General features: G+C 55.0%; 18 protein-coding genes and 2 pseudogenes. 14 read left to right on the top strand and 6 right to left on the bottom strand.

Features of this window, described 5'->3' with window-relative positions:
• The first annotated feature begins 38 nt into the window (after positions 1-38).
• The 4 genes from HACJB3_RS20350 to HACJB3_RS15845 all read left to right on the top strand — a co-directional run bounded on the left by HACJB3_RS20350 (position 39) and on the right by HACJB3_RS15845 (position 2,960).
• Positions 39-215 carry a hypothetical protein gene (locus tag HACJB3_RS20350; protein ID WP_008415275.1) on the top strand — a complete coding sequence of 59 codons (177 nt, stop codon included), beginning with the start codon at positions 39-41 and terminating at the stop codon, positions 213-215.
• An 86-nt stretch (positions 216-301) separates the two neighbouring features.
• Positions 302-1,075 carry a phytanoyl-CoA dioxygenase family protein gene (locus tag HACJB3_RS15855; protein ID WP_008415276.1) on the top strand — a complete coding sequence of 258 codons (774 nt, stop codon included), beginning with the start codon at positions 302-304 and terminating at the stop codon, positions 1,073-1,075.
• A 39-nt stretch (positions 1,076-1,114) separates the two neighbouring features.
• Positions 1,115-2,398, top strand: coding sequence for a divalent metal cation transporter (locus tag HACJB3_RS15850; protein ID WP_238532883.1), 1,284 nt, complete (start codon positions 1,115-1,117; stop codon positions 2,396-2,398).
• A gap of 1 nt (position 2,399) precedes the next feature.
• On the top strand, positions 2,400-2,960 hold the full coding sequence (locus HACJB3_RS15845; RefSeq protein WP_008415278.1) for a hypothetical protein: 561 nt from the start codon (positions 2,400-2,402) through the stop codon (positions 2,958-2,960).
• Between the two features lie 470 nt (positions 2,961-3,430).
• Here the strand turns inward: HACJB3_RS15845 and HACJB3_RS15840 are convergent, their stop codons facing one another.
• Positions 3,431-4,054, bottom strand: a complete 624-nt coding sequence (locus tag HACJB3_RS15840) for a sulfatase-like hydrolase/transferase (protein WP_008415279.1) — start codon at positions 4,052-4,054, stop codon at positions 3,431-3,433.
• Between the two features lie 167 nt (positions 4,055-4,221).
• Here HACJB3_RS15840 and HACJB3_RS21270 point away from each other — a divergent pair.
• From HACJB3_RS21270 to HACJB3_RS21265, 7 genes and pseudogenes are all read left to right on the top strand, one after another.
• Positions 4,222-4,410, top strand: a pseudogene (locus HACJB3_RS21270) (TrmB family transcriptional regulator); the annotation flags it as partial.
• 405 nt (positions 4,411-4,815) lie between these two features.
• On the top strand, positions 4,816-5,373 hold the full coding sequence (locus HACJB3_RS15835) for a class I SAM-dependent methyltransferase (RefSeq protein WP_008415280.1): 558 nt from the start codon (positions 4,816-4,818) through the stop codon (positions 5,371-5,373).
• Positions 5,374-5,946: 573 nt separating this feature from the next.
• Positions 5,947-6,627, top strand: a complete 681-nt coding sequence (locus tag HACJB3_RS15830) for a hypothetical protein (RefSeq protein WP_008415281.1) — start codon at positions 5,947-5,949, stop codon at positions 6,625-6,627.
• Between the two features lie 407 nt (positions 6,628-7,034).
• Positions 7,035-7,265 carry an Lrp/AsnC family transcriptional regulator gene (locus tag HACJB3_RS20770; RefSeq protein WP_238532882.1) on the top strand — a complete coding sequence of 77 codons (231 nt, stop codon included), beginning with the start codon at positions 7,035-7,037 and terminating at the stop codon, positions 7,263-7,265.
• 18 nt (positions 7,266-7,283) lie between these two features.
• A complete protein-coding gene (locus HACJB3_RS20765) occupies positions 7,284-7,586 on the top strand; it encodes a hypothetical protein (protein WP_238532881.1) in 303 nt (100 codons plus the stop codon).
• A gap of 518 nt (positions 7,587-8,104) precedes the next feature.
• The gene (locus HACJB3_RS15820; protein ID WP_008415282.1) at positions 8,105-8,443 is read left to right on the top strand and encodes a hypothetical protein; all 339 of its coding nucleotides are present in this window, start codon (positions 8,105-8,107) and stop codon (positions 8,441-8,443) included.
• A 636-nt stretch (positions 8,444-9,079) separates the two neighbouring features.
• The gene (locus HACJB3_RS21265) at positions 9,080-9,439 is read left to right on the top strand and encodes a class I SAM-dependent methyltransferase (protein ID WP_148258261.1); all 360 of its coding nucleotides are present in this window, start codon (positions 9,080-9,082) and stop codon (positions 9,437-9,439) included.
• Between the two features lie 143 nt (positions 9,440-9,582).
• Here HACJB3_RS21265 and HACJB3_RS15815 read toward each other — a convergent pair whose 3' ends face one another.
• Both HACJB3_RS15815 and HACJB3_RS15810 read right to left on the bottom strand, forming a co-directional pair.
• Positions 9,583-11,328, bottom strand: a complete 1,746-nt coding sequence (locus HACJB3_RS15815; protein ID WP_013199584.1) for a hypothetical protein — start codon at positions 11,326-11,328, stop codon at positions 9,583-9,585.
• Positions 11,321-12,145 (bottom strand): ABC transporter ATP-binding protein, encoded by an 825-nt coding sequence (locus tag HACJB3_RS15810; RefSeq protein ID WP_049934649.1) that lies wholly within the window; start codon positions 12,143-12,145, stop codon positions 11,321-11,323. The genes HACJB3_RS15815 and HACJB3_RS15810 overlap by 8 nt, the downstream gene beginning before the upstream one ends.
• A gap of 871 nt (positions 12,146-13,016) precedes the next feature.
• On the opposite strand from HACJB3_RS15810, the gene HACJB3_RS15805 reads away from it, so the two are divergent.
• Complete coding sequence (locus tag HACJB3_RS15805) at positions 13,017-13,697, top strand: SdpI family protein (RefSeq protein ID WP_008415286.1); 681 nt, start codon at positions 13,017-13,019, stop codon at positions 13,695-13,697.
• A 366-nt stretch (positions 13,698-14,063) separates the two neighbouring features.
• On the opposite strand, the gene HACJB3_RS15800 is transcribed toward HACJB3_RS15805, so the two are convergent.
• Positions 14,064-14,987: a sulfite exporter TauE/SafE family protein gene (locus HACJB3_RS15800; RefSeq protein ID WP_008415287.1), complete on the bottom strand. Its 924-nt coding sequence runs from the start codon at positions 14,985-14,987 to the stop codon at positions 14,064-14,066.
• Positions 14,988-15,843: 856 nt separating this feature from the next.
• Between HACJB3_RS15800 and HACJB3_RS18980 the strand changes: the two genes are divergently transcribed.
• On the top strand, positions 15,844-16,032 hold the full coding sequence (locus HACJB3_RS18980; RefSeq protein ID WP_008415288.1) for an HVO_2922 family protein: 189 nt from the start codon (positions 15,844-15,846) through the stop codon (positions 16,030-16,032).
• Positions 16,033-16,273: 241 nt separating this feature from the next.
• Positions 16,274-17,281, top strand: a complete 1,008-nt coding sequence (locus tag HACJB3_RS15795; protein ID WP_049934694.1) for a sodium:calcium antiporter — start codon at positions 16,274-16,276, stop codon at positions 17,279-17,281.
• A 336-nt stretch (positions 17,282-17,617) separates the two neighbouring features.
• On the opposite strand, the gene HACJB3_RS15790 is transcribed toward HACJB3_RS15795, so the two are convergent.
• Both HACJB3_RS15790 and HACJB3_RS18975 read right to left on the bottom strand, forming a co-directional pair.
• Complete coding sequence (locus HACJB3_RS15790; protein ID WP_049934647.1) at positions 17,618-18,634, bottom strand: lysylphosphatidylglycerol synthase domain-containing protein; 1,017 nt, start codon at positions 18,632-18,634, stop codon at positions 17,618-17,620.
• Positions 18,635-19,048: 414 nt separating this feature from the next.
• Positions 19,049-19,462 (bottom strand): annotated as a pseudogene (locus HACJB3_RS18975) (zinc ribbon domain-containing protein); the annotation flags it as partial.
• Position 19,463 lies beyond the last annotated feature (1 nt).

Genomic DNA, 19,463 nt, shown 5'->3' with positions numbered 1-19,463 from the left:
ACGAGAGTTTATACCAGAAGACGGGCCCACCAGGGCGTATGCCCGCCGGAACCCCCGACAAATGGCTGTTCGACGATTGGCAACTCATCGCTCGCGCACTCACCGCCACAATGCACGAGGACTGCCGGTGCTACGAGTGTGATACCATCGACGCCCTGCTCGGTGACATCGCTCAGTACTGGGACCTCAACGAGAACGAACTGGCTGAAATTTGATTAGTGAGTTGGGTATAGTACTCGGGTTTTCAAACCACGTCGTCAAGAGCACAAGGGTTTATTACCCCTAAATATAACCTAGTGATGTGGTGCTAACTGATGAACAGCTCGAGCAGTACCAGCAAGAGGGATATGTTATTGCGAAGAATATCCTCTCGGCCGACGAAGTAACAGGTCTGAAGACGCGCCTTCGCGAGTACGTTCGTGGCGACCGCAAAGAGAGCAAGTTCGATCGGATGCTCGAGCCCTCCGTTGATCCCGGGGAGTTCAATAGCGAAGGGGAGCCGGTCCGCAAGTTCGAGGGCGTAGGGATGGCCCGCGAGGACGATGTCTTTCGTGATCTCGCGTTTCACGACGATATCGTCAAGATGGTTTCCCAGATTCAGGGTCCGAATCTGAAGTTGTTGCGCTGTGCGGGGATGCTCAAACCGCCGGGTGTCGGTAGCGCGAAGAAGTTCCATCAGGACGCAGCTTACTACCCCATCCACCCCATGGACCACGTGACGGTGTGGGTGGCACTCGACGAGTCCACAACTGAGAACGGCTGCATGCAGGTTGTACCCGGGGCCCACACGGATGGCTTACTCAGACACGAAGAGATGAAATACGACACTGACATCACGCTCGCCGAGCGTGACTACAGCGAAAGTGACACTATCGCGCTGCCGATGAAGCCAGGCGACGCGCTATTCCAGCATTGCCTGCTGCCCCACTATACTGCATCCAACGAGAGCGGGCGGTGGCGCCGGGCGATGATCGTCGCCTACATGCGATCCCGATCGCGGTTCACCACTACCGATCGGCCAGAGTGGGTCGACAGTATGCACGTTAGTGGCGAGGAGTTCCCGGGGTGCGTATAGGTGGCGGTCGCCGACAGTATCCGCAGCTACGCCGGGAAGATGGGGCCATCGTGGGTCGCGGGCGCCATCGCAGCCGGCCCGGCGACCATGGCGACCCTGATCACCGCTGGGGCGGGTTACGGCTATAGCCTACTCTGGGTCGTAGTCCTCTCAACAGTTGCCGGGGCACTCGCACAGTACCTCGCGATGCGCCTTGGTCTGCTTACCGAACAGGGAATTGTAGGGGTAGTCGAGGATTATCTCGGTGAGTGGTGGGCGTGGCTCCTCGTCGTCGACGTTGTCCTTGCCTCTGGCGTCGCACAACTCGTGATTATGAATACGCTCGCGAGCGTGTCCGCGACCATTACCGGCATGGACGCCTGGGTCTGGGGTGTTGCCTGGGCAGCGGTGCTTGCACTCGGACTTGCTGGGCGGGGCTACAACCTCCTTGAGACCGCAACCAAGGTCCTCGTCGCCGCCGTTGTCCTCGCGTTCATCGCATCGCTGTTTGTGGTGCCGATCGATCTCGGCGCGGCCGCCGGTGGGCTCGTTCCGGCACTCCCCGGCGGTAGCGCGCTTGTCGCTGCAGGCATTCTCGGCGGCGCGGTTCACATCACCCTCATAACGATGCACTCCTACACGATGCGTGTCAAGGGGTGGACCGAAAGCGAGTACAAACTCGCAACGTTCGATATCGGTGCATCGATGCTCGTCGCCTTCGGTATCTACAGCGTTGCTATCTTCCTCGTCGCGGCAAGCGTCCTCACCCAACCCAGCCTCAGTACCGTCGAGGCTGCACAGGCACTCGGCCCGCTCGTCGGAGAGAACGCCAGATGGCTGTTTCTGCTCGGGCTCGGTGGAGCAGCAGTTTCGACACTCGGCGGAAACACCATCGTCCCGCCGTTCGTCATCGCAGACAAGCTTGGCTGGGGGACGACAGTCGACGATTCGCGTTATCGCGCCCTGCTCGCAGCGGTCGCGCTTTTGTCAGCGCTCGGCGCCGTCATCGGTGGGCAGGTGCTCGGCCAGCTCGTGCTCGTGCTCGCACTGGGCACGGTCGGGACTCCCTTCGCCATTGCCCTTGTTGTGTATCTCCTGAACTCACCCGCGGTGTCGCGGCCGACCGGTACTCTCACGAACGTCGGTGGCGTCGCTCTACTACTGGTCTCGGGCGCGCTCGCGGCGAACTTCGTCCGGGAGCAGATCGCAGGTGGCGTCAACCCGCTCTCGGGGAGCGTACTGGCGTTCGCCGTCCTCCTCGGGCTCGCCATGGTTGGATTACTCGTAAAGTACGCCCGCGAGCGGTTCGGCAGGGGCAGCACGGCCGTTGAATCGGCGAGCTGAGATGGCACATCTTCCGTTCCCGCTGTCCGGGGCTACGCTCGTGACTGGGCCGTCGAACGCCGGAAAGACGCGCCTAACCGCCCGCGCGCTCGACGCTTGGGTGGCCGAGCACGGAACTGACGGGATCGTCGTGCTGGATTTCGCCCCTGAAGTGGACCAAGATGGCACACTGCTGGGGGGCCGGCTCACCCGGTTCACCGACATTTCAGACGAGGTCTGGTACGGCGTCCTAGAAGCGTATGCGCCCAGAACTGCCGGCGAAACGGAAGAGGAAGTACTGACATTCGCATCGGCAAATGCGCGACACTCGCGGCACCTCGTCGAATCGATGCCGAAGAATCCGCGTGTCGTTTTTGCCAATGATGTCACTATCCCGTTCCAAGCCGGTGAGGTCGACGGGTTCTGCGTCTCGACGCTGGTTGATTACTGCGACGATGTTGATGTAGTTGTCTGCAATGCCCTCGAGAGTGACGAACTCGGCGTCAACGATCTCATCTCTCGAAATGAGCGGGCCACGCTCGATGTGTTGCGGACGTGGACTGACAGAGTCATAGAATTGTGAATTCCTTTTTTAATATTCTCAATTTCACTGATAGTCCACTCTCTTAGTTTATCGCCGATGAATATGGCCTATCTCAGATGTCTCGGATAGCGACCTCTCGTGTTGAAGACACGCCTTCTATTCGGCACTGCCGTAGAAACCGTGTCTACCAGACGACTGAGTCGAGTCTCGCAATAAATCACGTTCCGGCACTCAATAGTCGAAGACCGCCAGTGCTACGACTGTGATACGATTGACGCTTTACTCGGTGACATCGTTCACTACTGGGACCTCAACGAGAACGAACTGGTCCAGCTACTGCACTGACGACGAACCACCGGAAAGCTGTCTCTCCAATCAGATCCACTACCCCAACGATAGACTGGTACTCAACATCGTACCACCCCATAGTAGTGGAAGACATCCCCCAGCCAGCACCAGAGCCCTACTCACCAAGCGATGAGGTCCAAATTTACCTCGATCCAGCTGACTTAGATGCCCACACTCATGGTACGGTCTGCGGGAAGATAGGGCAACGTCTCGACGGCCTCGGGATCGGCCGGCTCGTAGCGATCGTCCGCGAAGCGGAATCGCCCGTCGTCGGCCTCGAGGCGGTGGAGTTCGAAGAAACCGATCGAGGCGAAGAAAGGGTCCCCGAGGTCACCGTCCCCGAGACAGTCAGCGAACCGCTCGCTCACCTCGCAGGCACGGTCGATCTCGTGGACCGACGGCGGGACGTCCGGCGAGAGGTGCCGTTCGGAGTGGAGTTTGTCGAAGCCGAGCCGGTCGGGGTGCTCGGTGACGTGCTGGAGTCCGAACAGATGGGTTTCGTAACCGGCCACCGAAAGATACTCCGGTAGGAGAGATTCGTCGTCGTTCAGCGTCGGTTCGTCGTGGGCCAGTCCAACCAATCCATTCTCGTGGGGATGTCTGCCGGTCTGGAGGCTTGCACGACTCGGCGAGCACTGGGGTGCGGTGGCGAAGGCATTTTCGAGAACCGCGCCGTTCGACGCCAACGAGTCGATTCGCGGCGTATCGACGTCGAAGTCGTAGCAGACGAGATAACGCCCGAGGTCGTGGCAGTGAACCAGACAGATATTCGGGTGATCGGACACACCGATCGTAATCGTTTCGCCTCTGAAAACGCCCTTGATATGGCCTGAGAATTTGGAATCCGGGACATAAGGGAGATAGAATCTGTGGGGAGCATTGTACTATAGATAAAAACGTCATCGGCAACAATTCTCATCGGTTTAATTCACTCCGTCATTGCCAAAACACGATGTCAGCTACTGACCTCACTTCGAATCAGAAAAGCATTCTCACAGCACATTGAGACACGGAAACCGCAGTAAAAGGGGGAACGATCGTCGAAGAAATCGATCAAAACCCAGAGACGATTCGCAATCAGATGCAGAGTCTCAAAGCCCTACAGTTGGTCGAGGGTGTCCCTGGTCCAAAAGGTGGGTACATCAAACGGTTACCGTCTTTGAGGACTGGACATCGATTAACTGGATGAACCGGCGGCAGTTCCGCTCACATACTGACGAAACGGTTGCCGACGCGAATATTCAAAAGAGTCCACCTTGTGCAACACCCCGCCTCCAAGGACGCTTTGTTGCACAAGGGTAGCCCAGTCAAGAAATGGGAGTCCGTGCTCACAGTCGCAGATATTACAATCAGTACTCTGTAGAAATTCTCAGAATGTGATAAGAACGAGGAGCTGCATACAGAGGTTCAAACGAACCGTGTTTGGCGTCCCCGCGTGACACGTACCGATATGTGACAGTCCGCAGCTCCTGGTCCGGCGGTCGATCCAGAGTTCTACCCCGTATTTAAGTCGCGAGGCGACCATTTTCTGTGCAATCGATCAGCTATGCCCATACCACCGTACGATCAGGAACGGATTAGCAAGCTTACCGATCCGAGCGCCTTCCGCTATTGCTCCGGCGAAGAGCTTCGGAGATTCCTCGCTCCCGGGCCCGATTCGCGAGTTGCCGATTTTGGCAGCGGCGCCGGCCTCTTCACGACCGAGCTGGCCCCGGTCGCCGATACCGTCTTCGCTGTCGACGTTCGACGAGATCTCCACACAGTCTATCGCGAACACGGGATTCCAGCGAACGTCACGCCTGTCACCGCTGACTTTGCGAATCTCCCCTTTCCCGATAATCACCTTGACGGCGGCGTGTCGATTCGCACATATCATCACGGATTCGAGTCAGCCCTCGACGAGATTGCGCGCGTCGTTCGGCCAGGTGGTCGCCTCGTGATCGTCGACTGGTCGGCTACCGGGGCCGGCGAACGCGACGGTCGTGACGAAGAGGAGTACTTGAACCTCGCGACCGTCCAATTGCACCTCTTGGAGGCCGGCTTTCACATCGTTGAGGCCCAGGAACGCCGAGAGACGTTCGTGGTGATCGGGGCGCTACGGTAGATTTCTGGCACAACTGATCCGATGCCTCCATTCCACGCCGTGTTCGATAGTTCACCGCCGATAGTGGAAGACACCCGGCGCACGACGAATTTGCTGCTGGATACGCGCTCTGTATTCAGTACAACTCCTGAAACCTATCTCCGTTTGAGAGATTCCAACACGGCCAAACCACTTACGACCCTAACCTAACCAACTCACTCAACGAAAGAACGGCCCGCTCACAGAATAAGGTAAGGAAACGATTGGTAACTACACGCTCAGCCTCACCGACGAGCTCGACTGTTCCCCTATGCGTTCTCAGTAGTCTTTGATATCGAGATCACCGACCCGCGCGAACTCGCCACGAGTAAGATCAGGTCGAACCACCCGTTCAAGTGAGTAGATTCATTTATAAAGACCCCCACCCCTCCGTTCGAGTGAACTCATGCATATGAGGAGGGGGTCGCCCGCGACCCCCTGTTCGCACCGCCTCCGCTCCTCTCTTTCTTGCTATCATCATGATAGCGTTAGTGTTAGTGGGAGATCACTCTGCTATCACGCTGATAGCGCACTACTTTCGGAGGTGTGCGTGTAATGACGTCCGAGGAGTGTATCGGTTGGCGGGTTCCCGCCGAGGAATACAAGAAGTTCCTTCGTTTCGTCGAATCGGAACGGGGCGATAGAGACCGCTATGCGTGGGTATTCATCGAGAACGCGATTCGAGAGTATATCGACACTGACGACCTTCGTGAGCTGGAACAGTTGGTCGATTCGGTCCTTCGAGCAGGAGGATACACACCTTCGGAGCATCCCTCGAAAAAAGAAACATCGAGCACGAGCGAGACGCTTCGTGGCGAAGATACCACGCTGGTGAACCGTCGGATCGACGCCGACCTCCGGGAGCGCTTCATGTCGTTCGTCAAAGAGCATACCGAGTTCGGAACGCGCTACGATCTCGCACTCGGCTACGCCCTCCGAGAGTATCGACAAAGCAACCGAGCGGACCGAACAACCGAGAAGTTCGCCCGCGTATCGGATGACATTTCGCAGATCGTTGCCGACCTCGACGAATCGCAGACCACCGACGGCCTCTCGACGAAAGAGAAGCGGACAGTCGCGATGTGCCGAGAGATCGGCTGCACACCGATAGAGAAGGAAAGATCATGGATCTCTCGGCATGACATCCACGTCGCGATCGAGAGCGCCATGGGAAGGCCTCTCAGACTACCTCAAAGAGACGTACACACCGCTGATCCTCGATCGACTCGGGTATGAACCATCACCGAGTAACGCGGACCTCTTTCTCCCGACGGCGACGCTGAGCAGCAACGTCGTAAGAAGGCTGAGACAGAAGCGACGCACCAGATGGACGTCCTCATACAGGCGATTCCGGCAACGGATGGTGGAACGTCTGAGAGACGTCTCCGCCGGCTAATTGTCGAGTTTGATATTTTCCTCACCTTGTGCAACAGTGGCTGTTACGAGAAGACGATTGTTGCACAAGGCAGTAGTTAGTGACCCTCAACAAACGGAGCGCGACTACTATAGCGAGAGACTTTCGATAGACGGGAGTAGCTCGTAACATACAGTCCCGGTTCTCAGTTCTTGTTTTCTGTTCGTTTCTCGTGACTGGGGGACTGGACAACGCTAACATACTTCACTGGTGCCGTGCAGTCGACCGTATGGTCAAAGAACAGGATGGCAATGTCGTTTTAGACGACCTTGATCGAGAGATCCTCTATGAATTACAGCAAGATGCACGGAAGACGACCCACGAGGAGATCAGCACCACAGTCGGGGTCTCACAGAGTACGGTCCGCAATCGAATTACCGCACTCGAAGAGGCGGGCGTTATCAAAACGTACGCCCCAGAACTCGACTACGAACGAGCAGGGTTCTCGCTTCGCGTCTAATTCATCTGTACAGCCTCAATGAACCAACGCCACCAGGCGGCACGCGATGCCTTAGACATCGGTGGTGTCATCACCGTTCAAGAGATGGTGACGAGTGAGCACAATCTCCTTATTGAAGTGATCGCGACGAGTTCGCAGGATTTGACCGAGATCACGCGTGAGCTCGAGAATCTCAACCTCGATATTCACTCCTCCCAGATCGTCACGAGTACGTTCAGTCAGCCGTTCAATTATTTCGAGTACAGCCGGTCTCGAGCTGCCGTCTCCGACGTCCCTGAAGACACCACGATCGAGCACGCTCCACCTGCTGATCAAGAGTGAATTGAGCCACAATTGCTGTGAATTTCGCACTGAACGTGATAACGAGCAGAACATTAATGAGAATACAATGCGAGACTCTCACGTGAGAGGGGGACGAAGCAACAGCTACTACGGGAGAGTATTACTTAAATGTCACTGAAATGGCTTCAAATTGCGATTTTCGCAGAAGAGACGTGGAAGTGTCAGTAGCGGGATCGACACGAATGTTCGACCCGGAGGTACTGCTGACTCTGAAGGCGTTGATAGCGACTGAATGGTAGACAACCTTGTGCAACTCTGGCCGTGTCAAGAGGATTCGTTGCACAAGGCTGTATCTGATCACACCGTGGTGTGATATGCTCGCGAAGCCAGAATCAGAGAACCCGTTTCTACTCCCTCTACTACTACTTATTCAGGAGGAGGCTGCTCGGAGTTGTAACTAGGAACGGAGGGCGTACCCGGGATGGTTGTCGAAAGCTATGCGTCGTCTTCTTGGCTCGTTGTTCCAACGCAGACGGCGAGATCGATACATCGAGTGGATGTCCGAGGTTCCTGCAGCGTTCGTCCAGCGAATCAGTGAAGCAGCCTTCCTCGTCGACGATCCGAAGTTCCAGCTGAAAACCCTCACGTCAATCCCTGGAATCGGACCTGCGACCGCAACAGTCGTTCTCACCTTCCATGATCCGATGAACTACGCAGTCGGTGATCGATATATGATTGCAGTTCTCTTTGGTGAGGACCGAACACTGCGACTTTCTGACTACTCGCGAATCTTTACTGCACTCTGTGAACGGAATCCAGGCGGGTTCGATCTCCGGACTGTCGAGAAAGCCTACTATCAGCAGTATCGAGTGACACACGATATCGGTCGTTGGTAGCGAAAGGAGTCTCCGTCCAGACAAACGCCGATTGTTCTCGTGAAACGTCTGCCTTGTGCAACACTCCGTATCTAAGAACCGATTCGTTGCACAAGGCATGCTAGTTAGGAGATGATACTCCTTACGTATAGCCGCAGACGTTGATATCACTCGTCAACCCTGATCAAGCCAACTCGCTCAACGAAAGAACGCCCAGCTCACAGAATATCAGCCGTCGTCTCCGCTGTCCGGAACGACTCGAGGTCGGTATACCGTAGCCCGTACGGAACACGCTTGCTAGCGAAATTGGATCGGACAGCTCATACAACGATTCTGGCTCAAAGACAACGACGCGCTTGTTCTGATCAAACGTGGCCTGATCACCGGGATATGACTCAAGCGGGCGTGACAACGCCGCGTCGCTCGCCGGCACGATCTCTGTGACACGTGCCACATACATGACGGCTCCCACAGCACCGATGATGGACACTCCAGCAGACTCCGGATACGAACCATGTCTTCTTCCGCTCATAGAACGGGGAGCACCTGCTGCTGCTGTATCCAGACTTTGAATGGCCCTATTAACACCGATCGTGGGAGCGTACCTCTGGTCTGGCTGGACAAACATATTTACCATCGTTTGTAAGAACACAGACCATGCCGTGGATGGATCACCGCCGACGCGATAGACCTGATCCTGATACTGTCTTTCAGGCACTCGAGGTCGGGATCAAGCCGGGCGTCAGTATCCAGCACGCAGCGACACGTGTTCTCGATGGGTTCGTTGCCGGAGTGGATACGTCGGAAGTGATGCTCGCACAGGCACGCGACCGGAATCGACAAGCGATCGAAGCCGGGCGGGTTGCTCTCGCTCATGAATCAGCCACCTCGCTCCCGCATGAAGATCGAACAGGTCCTCTCCTTCCGATTCCCACATCGCACCGTGATTTGAGATCGACCTGTTCGTCCTACGTGTCGCTGCCAAGGAGATATTTCAGGAAACGCATCACACATTGAGGGTTGCGTGACGACCTTTGGTATTCGGGTGATGAAACATATGTAGTGGTACGGTCAAGGCTGCCAGTATGCGTGATGCTCTCTACAGGGAGTACTTGTCGCTCTCTTCTCACTGTGCTGTGACAGAAGTAGCACCCACGCTGTCAGTGCAGTTCGTGGGTCTCAAACCTTTGTATCGCCCCAAGATAGGCGCTCCAGGCGACCAGTAGTCCACCGAAAACGAGCAGCATACCGAATCCACTCCGGAAAGCAGTGAGCGGGAGCTCCTGAATCATCGCACCAACGTCGTTCAACGACGACGCGAGGAATGTGAGTAGTCCGCCGTTGGCGACCAACCCGAGAATGAGTCCCGGAACGTAACCGATTCCAGAGAGTGCTAGCCTTACCAGTTTCGGTGCTGCCACGAGTCCAACCAGCACCGCGCCGGGAATCCATATCAATACGACGTGAAGCACACCCGCGAGCAACCGGGGTGGTAGTACTCCGTCGCTGTTGCCGATGCGGATAGCGCTATAGCGCGGAAACCACATCCCGACGATCGGTGCGAGTGCCGCCCCGACGATAGTAAGTAAGCATCCGATCAATGTCAGCGCGATCGCTGTCAGTAGTCCGTATCCTCCTACGAGTGACGTCGCGAGCGTGACGACGGTGACGGCGGGCACAAACAGAAGACTCGAGGTGATGAGACCACGGACGAACGCCCGACCCGAAACAGCGGTCAGAGTTGCTGGCAAGACGGCTCCTTCGTTGCCAAACGGGTTAAGACCGAACGCCGCGCCGGCGGTCCATCCTAGTAACACAGCGATGATAGGTCCCAGTATCGCAAGCGAGACGGACCCCTGTAGTAGCATGTTCATTACTGCTGAGCCGCCACCGAACACCGGAATCAGCAGGAAGTTTAACCGCTGAGGTTCGCGACGAGCTCGCAAGAGAGACCATTCAGCAATGTGACGAGTCGGGCCGGTGATAAACGGGGCGCCTAGGGGGCTGATGGCCTGTTTAAGGGCTCGCTGATTGCCCTCCGTGCGGATGGAGACCGCGGTCTTGCCACTAGCAGAAACGTCGATTGACTCGTCGAACCAGAACGAGACTGCGATACGCTCGGCCAGCCAGCCTCCACCGACGAGCACCATACCAACCGTGGCCATTCCCCCGAGAGCGTGTGTCAACGACCAGCCAATAGGCGTGCCAATTGCCAACAGGTCTGCGAGCCACCCAGTCGGGATCACTCCGAGCATGGCCGGACTGACCGAGAATGGCAACTGCGGTATCTGGAACAGGAAATAGAGGCTAAAAAATAGCATTACAACCGTCCCGCCTAACACGCCCTTGTGACGAGCGATGAACGGCACGGTGGCTACGAGCCATGCGGCACTATATCCCAGCACACGACCGGCCGTGACCGCGCTAACAACGTACAGACTGCCGACTAATGGAACTGTCAGTAGGGTCAGTGGTGAACTAAACGCATACGCTCCGGCAATAGTGAGGAGTAAGCCGAGCGGAAGTACATACGTTAGCACTCGCAAGCTCTCGGCAATAATGCCCCCGATAACAGCGGTTCTCGGTGAAACTGTCGTCAGCACGAACGCATCGGCGACCGGTTTACTGTGGGCCGTCGTCGTTCGCTGTGCGAGCATGAACGTTCCGAACACCCAGAGCATAGCAAGCGTTCCTCTGACGATCCGATTTATCGAGAACTCTGGATTCGTTCCCCGGAGTTCCGGAACGAACAGGACCGCGAGTCCCGTTAGCAGAAGCGTTGGGAGTGTCACACCACCAGCCATCAAGATCAGCCGACCAGTGTCACCCCGAATCACCCGGACAGAACGATGATAGTCGAACTTGCCCATCCGAAGGGCATGCCCGAACCAGCCCGATTCAACCATCGGTGTCCTCCTCAACGACCCTCTGGTTAGCGGTACTGGCGACACTGATCTCACCATCCGTCTTTCCTGCGGTACCGCGCTCGTCAGTCGTGAGTTCAAGGAAAGCATCCTCCAGCGAGCGCGTCTCACCGGTCTCTACGCGGCGTTCGAGATCAGTAGGCGAACCTTCAGCGACCAACTCTCCGTCGTAGAGTATTCCAACTGTGTCCGCGACCTCTTCAACAACAGGGAGGATATGCGTCGAGAGGAAGACGGTCGTTCCCCTATCGGCGAGTTCTGTGATCATTTCTCGGAGAGTCCGTGCAGCGCGTGGATCCAGCCCAGACGTGGGTTCATCTAAGAAGACTACAGTGGGTTCGTGGAGGACGGCCTGTATGTAAGCGGTTTTCTGTCGCATTCCCTTTGAATAGTCCGCGATCCGCGTGTCAGCATCTGACGTGAGATCCAGTTTGTCGAGGAGTCCATCGATTCGGTCACGTGTCACTTCTGCGGGGAGATCGCGAAGGCCGGCGGCGTATTCGAGCTGTTCGTAGGCCGTTGCCTGATCGTATAGCGGTGGTTCCTCGGGTAAGTATCCGATGTGCGTGCGCAGGCCGTCTCGATCCCGAATCGAGACATCAGCGACGGAACCGGTCCCCTTGGTTGGCCGTGTAAGTCCAGTCAACATTCGCATTGTCGTGGTTTTCCCTGCACCGTTTGGACCGAGGAATCCATAGACTGATCCACGTGGAATAGAAAGATCGAGACCACTGATAGCGGTAGTATCGCCATATCGTTTTGTTAATTCTCTAGTGAAAACAGCAGGCTGATGGTTCATAAGATTGCTTTTTACACATGCATTATATAGGTTTTAGGGTGCTATCTATTATTGATAGCAATATCGGATTAATAAAATTTTATGCTGAATATAGTCTCTATTTAACAGGTAATCTCTAATTGTTGGTTAGTTATTGATAATTTTACACTTTCCATGGCCGGTTCTATAGACACCTACCGGGATGAGTACCAATTCGAAACACGTAGTCTATTGCGAGTGAGAGAGACTCTCCTCGGAGCTCTGATCCCGAATTCACTCAATTTCTTCCTTGGCTTGTTTTAGTCATTCAACCTGTTCTGAGGTATGTATAGGGTCAGACCAGGTTTTCATCATTTCCTCAATGATAAGACTGGACAGATAGGAATTTGCAACGAGAATAATAATGACAAGAATCCAATTCATCAGTGTTCTCGCTCCATGTACTAACCAGAACAAGAGCGGTTATTATTAATAGGTCCATAATACTTTACTAACGGTATTAATAGGTCTTTTAAATCTCATTCTTCCATTCAAGAGAGAAGGCCTCTTGTTAGCTCTAAGTAATGTGGGTTTGGTTATGACATCGCCATCAGTCACGTCCATTGTATCGTCAGCTAGCCGGTGCTCAACTGTTCAATCACTTAGCCCGTGATACTGTTTACGAGCGGCGATCACTATCTTGACGTTTCTGTCGCTCGCTTTCAATTGGTGACCTCATTCTGTGCGATAAGCAGGGACAGTACGCCAAAGCAACGAATCGCTCGAACGATTCCCTCGTTCCATTTGATAGTCTCCGGTCGTTCGTCTACAGACCAATCGCACAAATTTCAGGCCCCTCTGAGCACTCCCAGCGGCCGTCAGTTTCATTCTTCGTGTTGGCGTACAGGTTCGTATGAACACTCACCAGCGGTTTGGTCTGGCGGCCGTGTTTGTTGTATTCTCTGGGATCGTGAGCCTCCTCACCGCGCCTGAGCTCCCTGCGGAGATCGTCTCAAATTGGAACGCGGCGGGCGAACCGAGCGGGACGATGCCCAAGACGCTCGCGCTCTGGCTGTTCCCGGGATTGACAGCGGTGCTGCTAGTTGTGTTTGCACTTATTCCCCAAATCGATCCACTTCAAGAGAATATCAACGCCTTCCGTCCCTACTACGACTGGTTCGTCGTGATCTTCACCGGCTATATGCTTCTGCTTCATGCCGGAATCGTCGCGTTCAATCTCGGCTACGAGTTTGACTTCACGTATCTGGTGCTCATCGCGGCTGCAGGGCTACTCTACTACAGCGGTATCTTGCTTACACACGCCGAACGTAACTGGTTCGTGGGGATCCGGACACCGTGGACGCTCAGCAGCGAGGAAGTCTGGAACCGGACGCACGCGCTCGGTGGACGGCTTTTTAAACTAACCACGATACTGACCTTGGTCGGACTTCTGTTTGGCGAATACGCGCTCTACTTCCTCATCGTACCCACTCTTCTGACCACTGGGATCACTGTGGCATACTCATATTATCTTTACGAGCGAATCGAACGACGTGGAAGCTCATCCCCTGACACTGGAGTAAGACACTACTGAGAAAGTACAAGTCATCGAGCGTGCCATTTGCACTGTCTATTCAGCATACTGTTCTTAGTGGCTATCTTTTAGTTCGTAGATCTGTACGTTGTTTTGTTTCCTATCGTCCTCCTCAGGTCGATTCGTCGTTCCAAAAAGCGCACACGTGAGGTTCCATCAGCGGCGCCTGCAACCCACCGACCGGACAGACACGACGATCCTTTAGCTCGGCCAAGAGTTTATCCCAGAAGACGGGCCCACAGAGCGTGATGAGCCTGAAAATCGGTCATCGCGTCCGTATTGACATCCCTGATGAGCTTGACCTTGATTTCGAACTCTATGGCGAATACGCCATCGTCCTCGACAATGACTCCGGCTGGTGTACATTCAGAAGAATAGTGCTGGAACCGTGTTCCGAAAGATATTGAGCGAGATAACAAACAGAAGCGCGATGACGAACCAGGTGAATTTCTGCTCATCGATCTCAAGACGGCGTAAGTAGGTGCCGAGCAACAAGCCAACGATCGTGATGACGGCGATAGTCGACCCAAGCCAAAGCCGATACGGCGTCATCAGGTCGGTGAAGAACGCCATTACCACGAGACGAGTGGCGAAAATCGTCCCGAGCGTCATCGATAGTCCGCCAATGTATCGCTCCGCGTCGCGTTCGAACGTATGGAAATAGGCCGGGAGAACCGGACCGAGGTTTGCGGCGGCGAGGAGGAAGCCCTCAATAAGTCCGATACCACCGAGCGCAACAGGATGGTGGGCTTCTTCGATGACGACGAAGTTCTGAATTACCTGAAATAGCACATAGCCCAAGACAATGAGCCCAATGAGAAACGGGACAATCGGGCCGGTGCTAAACCACGAGAGAAAGGCCACACCAATGATTGTGCCGACAATAGCAAGCCCCAGCAATGGCCACTCCTCGCGAACGAACTCAAGCCCGGTCCCCGTTTCACCCATCTGAAACATGTTTACCATCAGTGGCGGGACTGCGAGGACGACAACTGTGAGCGTTGGGTCAATAACACTCGCAAAGACGGGTGTCACGATTAGCGAGAACCCAAACCCGAGCATTCCCATGACCGTCCCGGCGAGGATCGCGACGCCGACAAAGAGTACGAGAAGTCCTACCGAGACGTCCGACTGAATCCCTTGCGTGATGTTTTCTGTACCCGGAAAGAGCATGATTGACGCTGTGATGACAGCGAGCGTTGCACTCGTCATCATTACCTCCCGGTAATGGAAATTCAGCAGGTTTGCAACGAACTGGTCGATATCTATGTGAGATTTACTCGTTCCCATTGTTTCTGAATCGAAGAGCAGATCAGTAACCACGACCGACTGCTGCCTCAGTAGACGTCACAACGAGCGTTGCACATATGCCTCCCCGGTAGCCGGTGAGAACTGTGTATAGATGGGCCGGTCTCGAACCCGGTAAAAGCCAGTAGAAGCCTGTTATAGAGCGATTGGCTCCAGAACAACCGGCTCGTTTCCGTCCTAGAAATCGGTTAATAGCACCGCTATTGGCCGAGTCTATTTTACGGTATTTCGAGAACTTGAGGGACTTTACGGCGCGGTCGTCCAGCGTGGGCAAGAACATGAGCTTCCCGTTCGTATAAACGAAGCAGTCTACGCGATCCTCCGGCCGTGGGCCCAGAGAAAGCAGCGAATCTAGAAGCGAACGTTCTCTACTTTACGTGTCCGCTGAGCTTCTGGTGGGACGTCCGTGCCGTGTTTCATCCGGAGTGGGTTCTCGTGGCTCATGGGGGCATCCTGCTATGTTCGTTGTCGCCCTATCCCCGCTGTTACTCGGCTCTTCATTACCTGACAGGCGATCGCCTTGTGTTTTGTAGTGTAACTCTCGTTCCACGTGAGGGTGGAACACTCGTCTCAGAACGGAGCGAAATAGAGTGAGGATACGGCGTTTCTTGCTCCCGGTTGAGAGTTCCGATACTGCTCACGAACACCGGAGTAATCGGACGCCCAGCGGGTACGAGGAGAACGAGGAATATCAGTACGCGAAAGGCGATGCCAGAGCGTTGACTCCGGTGAAACCGTGATCTGCTGTCAGAAGAAGGGAAGGATCTACGGCTGGCCCCAACTGCTTGCCGGATGGGATGATCAGTATCCATATTGCAGCCCTAGGTGTAACCAGAGTATGGCACGGAAGCCCCGTTTTGAACTCTACACCGACAACGCCGGCGAGTGGCGATGGCGACTCGTAGCAACGAATGAAGAGATAATCGCAACCAGCGGCGAAGGGTACGTGTCAAAACAAGGTGCTGAGCGCGGCATCAAGAGCGTCAAGCGGGCGGTTCCGAAAGCCGACGTTCGAAGTGACTCCTAATCATCGTCGGGCTCGCTAACCCCTCAGATTACAAAAAACAAGCAGTATTGACCTGATAGCGCCAGAATCGTCTGTTCGGCTCGATTTGGAATAGATTGTCGGGAGAGCAGTACTGGAGGCTGCACACGCCGATCTCACAGATATTGAGCAGTTTTTACACTATCCCTCGAAAGTGAGGGTAGAACATGATTGGACAACCGGTATTCGGACACTCGAAACAGACGCCCTCCAGAACACTGGCGTGAATCCGCTCTTTGTCGCGACTGCGTTGGTTATTGTCTCAACAGGCGTGATTTGGAAGGGAAGCGAGGTTCTTGAAGCGTCCGCTGAACGGCTCAGCAAGCACTACGGCCTTCCGGTCGCCGTTCATGGGGCGGTAGTTGTCGCCGTTGGGTCAAGCTTTCCAGAGCTCAGTACAGTCGTGATTAGCACACTTCTCCACGGGGAATTCTCTCTCGGCGTCGGCGCAATCGTCGGGAGCGCCGTCTTCAACCTCCTGGTCATTCCAGCGTTCTCGGCACTCTCTAGCGAGCGTCTTGAATCGACACGTGATCTCGTCCACAAGGATGCACAGTTCTATATTATCAGCGTGCTCGTTCTGTTTGCCACGTTTGCCCTTGGCGCGACCTACGTCCCGGGTGGAACGAACCAGGCGGCGGTTCTAACACCGGCACTCGTCGTCTTTCCCCTGCTCACGTACGGTATCTACGTCTTCTTGCATTACCAAGATGTCCGTGAGCATACACAGAGCGAAGACATCGCCATCAAGTCCGCACATGAATGGGGCCGGCTTGTCGTTTCACTTGCCCTCATTGCTATCGGTGTTGAGGGAATTGTGCGCGGAGCGCTAGAGTTCGGTGCCGTCTTCGACACACCACCGGCTTTCTGGGGAATCACGGTCATCGCTATTGCGACGAGCCTCCCAGATACATTCGTCAGTGTCCGGGCGGCCAGACAAGGGTCAAGCGTCACCAGTCTCACGAACGTTCTCGGGAGTAACACGTTCAACCTCCTCGTTGCAATCCCCGTTGGCGTGTTAATCGCGGGCGCGACGACCGTCAACTTTCTCGTTGCTGTCCCCTTACTGGGGTTTCTCGGAATCGCAACGCTCGTATTCATCGTCTCTGCCAGAACAGACCTCAAGATCTCGAATTCAGAGGCATACGTCTTCCTCGCGCTGTACGCGGTGTTTTTGATATGGATGGGATTGGAAACTGCTGGTATCTCACAGACTGTTCGCGGATTGTAGCGAGATAGAGTACGGTCTTCTCGCCTATAGCAAAGGCGTGCTTCCTCAGTTTTCTCAGAATTGGGATATTTTCGCTTGCTGAATTCGAAATCGATTGTGAGTATCTTCCCTCCGATTGATGTAGCGACAGACGTTCTCGGTAACTGTCCGATTGTTGTGAGAAGTAATCAAGCTGCTATAGGTACTTACTATCATGATACCGCCCGAAGACATCCTTCATTGTAGGCAAGCCGAGACGCCAGTCCACAACGGGCGCTTCTCACAGGGTCGAGTGAACTTTAATGTCTCAAGGAGCTTCGCTGCTATCGGCAGGGAGCTACCGAGTTGTAATCTTGGTTAGTTAGATTGGCCTCTCGGGCGCCAGCCACGTAGATAGGCAACGCAGATTCCTCCAGCGACCCCACTAAATGGAAGAGAGAGCGTTCGAACAACAAGGACTGCCGCTGTGGCGACAGTGGTAGGGACGCCAGTAACGACGACTAACGCTCCACCGAGCAACAGATCATACGCTCCGAGACTCCCCGGAATCGGAACGACGCTTGCGATCTGTGGCAGTGGAATGATGATAAGGATTGGAAGAAACGCAGTGTTGGTTCCGAGCCCAGCGAGTGCGACCCAGAGAGCAGCCGTAGTCAATACTTGTTCAATAAGACCTCCAACCGCGATAAGAGCGAGCAAACCCGGTGTCTCTTGAAAGCCGACGATTCGCTGCCAGTATCGGTCGACACCATTCGAGACGAATGCCTGGTCATGTGGTGAGTCTCGGTAGAGTCTCGAGATCCATGTCACAAGTGGTGTGAGAACTACAACGAGGCCGCTCGATAGATACTCACGTGTGTAGAGAATTACGCCACCGAACAGTGCAAGACCCGCAATTGAGAGGCCGAATGTGAAGAGGATAGGAGCGGCATCAGGTGACCCCACGAGCATGAACAGCCCCAGCATCGCCGAGAAAGTAATCTGTACGCTTGCCTTCACGTATTTTGCGGTTGAGCGGACGCCGAGCGCCTCCGAATACCCCGTATCCGTAGCAACGCTATAGAATCGAGCCATAATCGGCTCGGAACTGACTGGTCCTGCCGGACTGAGAGTATCGAAAAAGTCACCAGCGAGTGCGAATTGGACACTTTCACCCCCAGAAATGCCATCGCCTAGCGGCGCAATCGATGCCCAGACACCGATCGCGTCCGCCAGTCCCTCTAGAATAACGAGCAGGGCGACGATCCCAAGCGCCCACGGTGCGATAGCGACCAGCCGGTTAAGAACTGTCTCGGCACCAACGGTATAGAGATATCCTGCTAAGATAGCACCGCCCGCACCAACACCACCGAGAAATCGAAGTGTTCTTCGCACGGTTTAGAGCCTCTTTTTCCAGACCAGTGTGGACAGAGCGGTCTCGTTCTGATATAGTACCCGAGACCGACATGAGCGAGTCCAGTAGATGCTAAGAGAATTAGGATCAATGGACTTGAACAATTCTATCGAATGACGGTGAGTCTCTGTATTGGGCAGGCGTTTCAGAATTACGAAATTTAAACAAGTTCCACAGATCGACAGGAGACGTTATCCGATCCGAGTCTTCTCTATAAGGCGTAGGAGCGCTACTTTGAGGATATAGTAGAAACGGACTACTGTGATACGTTGGCTACTCGTCGTCGCTTTCGTCAGCTAACGCGGCGTAGAGTTCGTGGTTCTCTTCCACGTCCTTCGCCATATCACATTCTGATTCCTATTTCACACCTTCAATATCACGTCAACTACCCCACCCTACACGCCTTCGGCGTGTTGAGGGTGGGGCTTGTCCGTGAACTCGGCCTCGAACCCATCGGGGTAGGCGGTAAATCCGCCCTTCGGCTTCAGCGTTCCAGACTTTAGGGCGAGCTGACTGTCGCCCGTCCGCCGAGACGACTGTTGGCCTCGACGGACATACCGCATACCGATGTTCTTCGCCGCGTTGTAGTCCGCGTTCGCTTCCGATCCGCACTTCACGCACCGGAAGTCGTTGCGCGACGGACGATTCTCGTCTGCCGTGAATCCACACTCGGAACACCGCTTCGATGTGTACGCCGAACCCACCTGCTCCACCGAGACACCGACCGCTTCGGCTTTGTGCTCGACGTATTCGTAAAGTGTTCGGAACGCCCACTTGTGACCCCACGACGCGCCGGTTCGGTCGTGTAGT

Origin of the sequence: Halalkalicoccus jeotgali B3 (assembly GCF_000196895.1) — an archaeon.
In the GTDB taxonomy this organism is placed as follows: domain Archaea; phylum Halobacteriota; class Halobacteria; order Halobacteriales; family Halalkalicoccaceae; genus Halalkalicoccus; species Halalkalicoccus jeotgali.
This window is presented reverse-complemented; position numbering and strand designations above follow the sequence as displayed.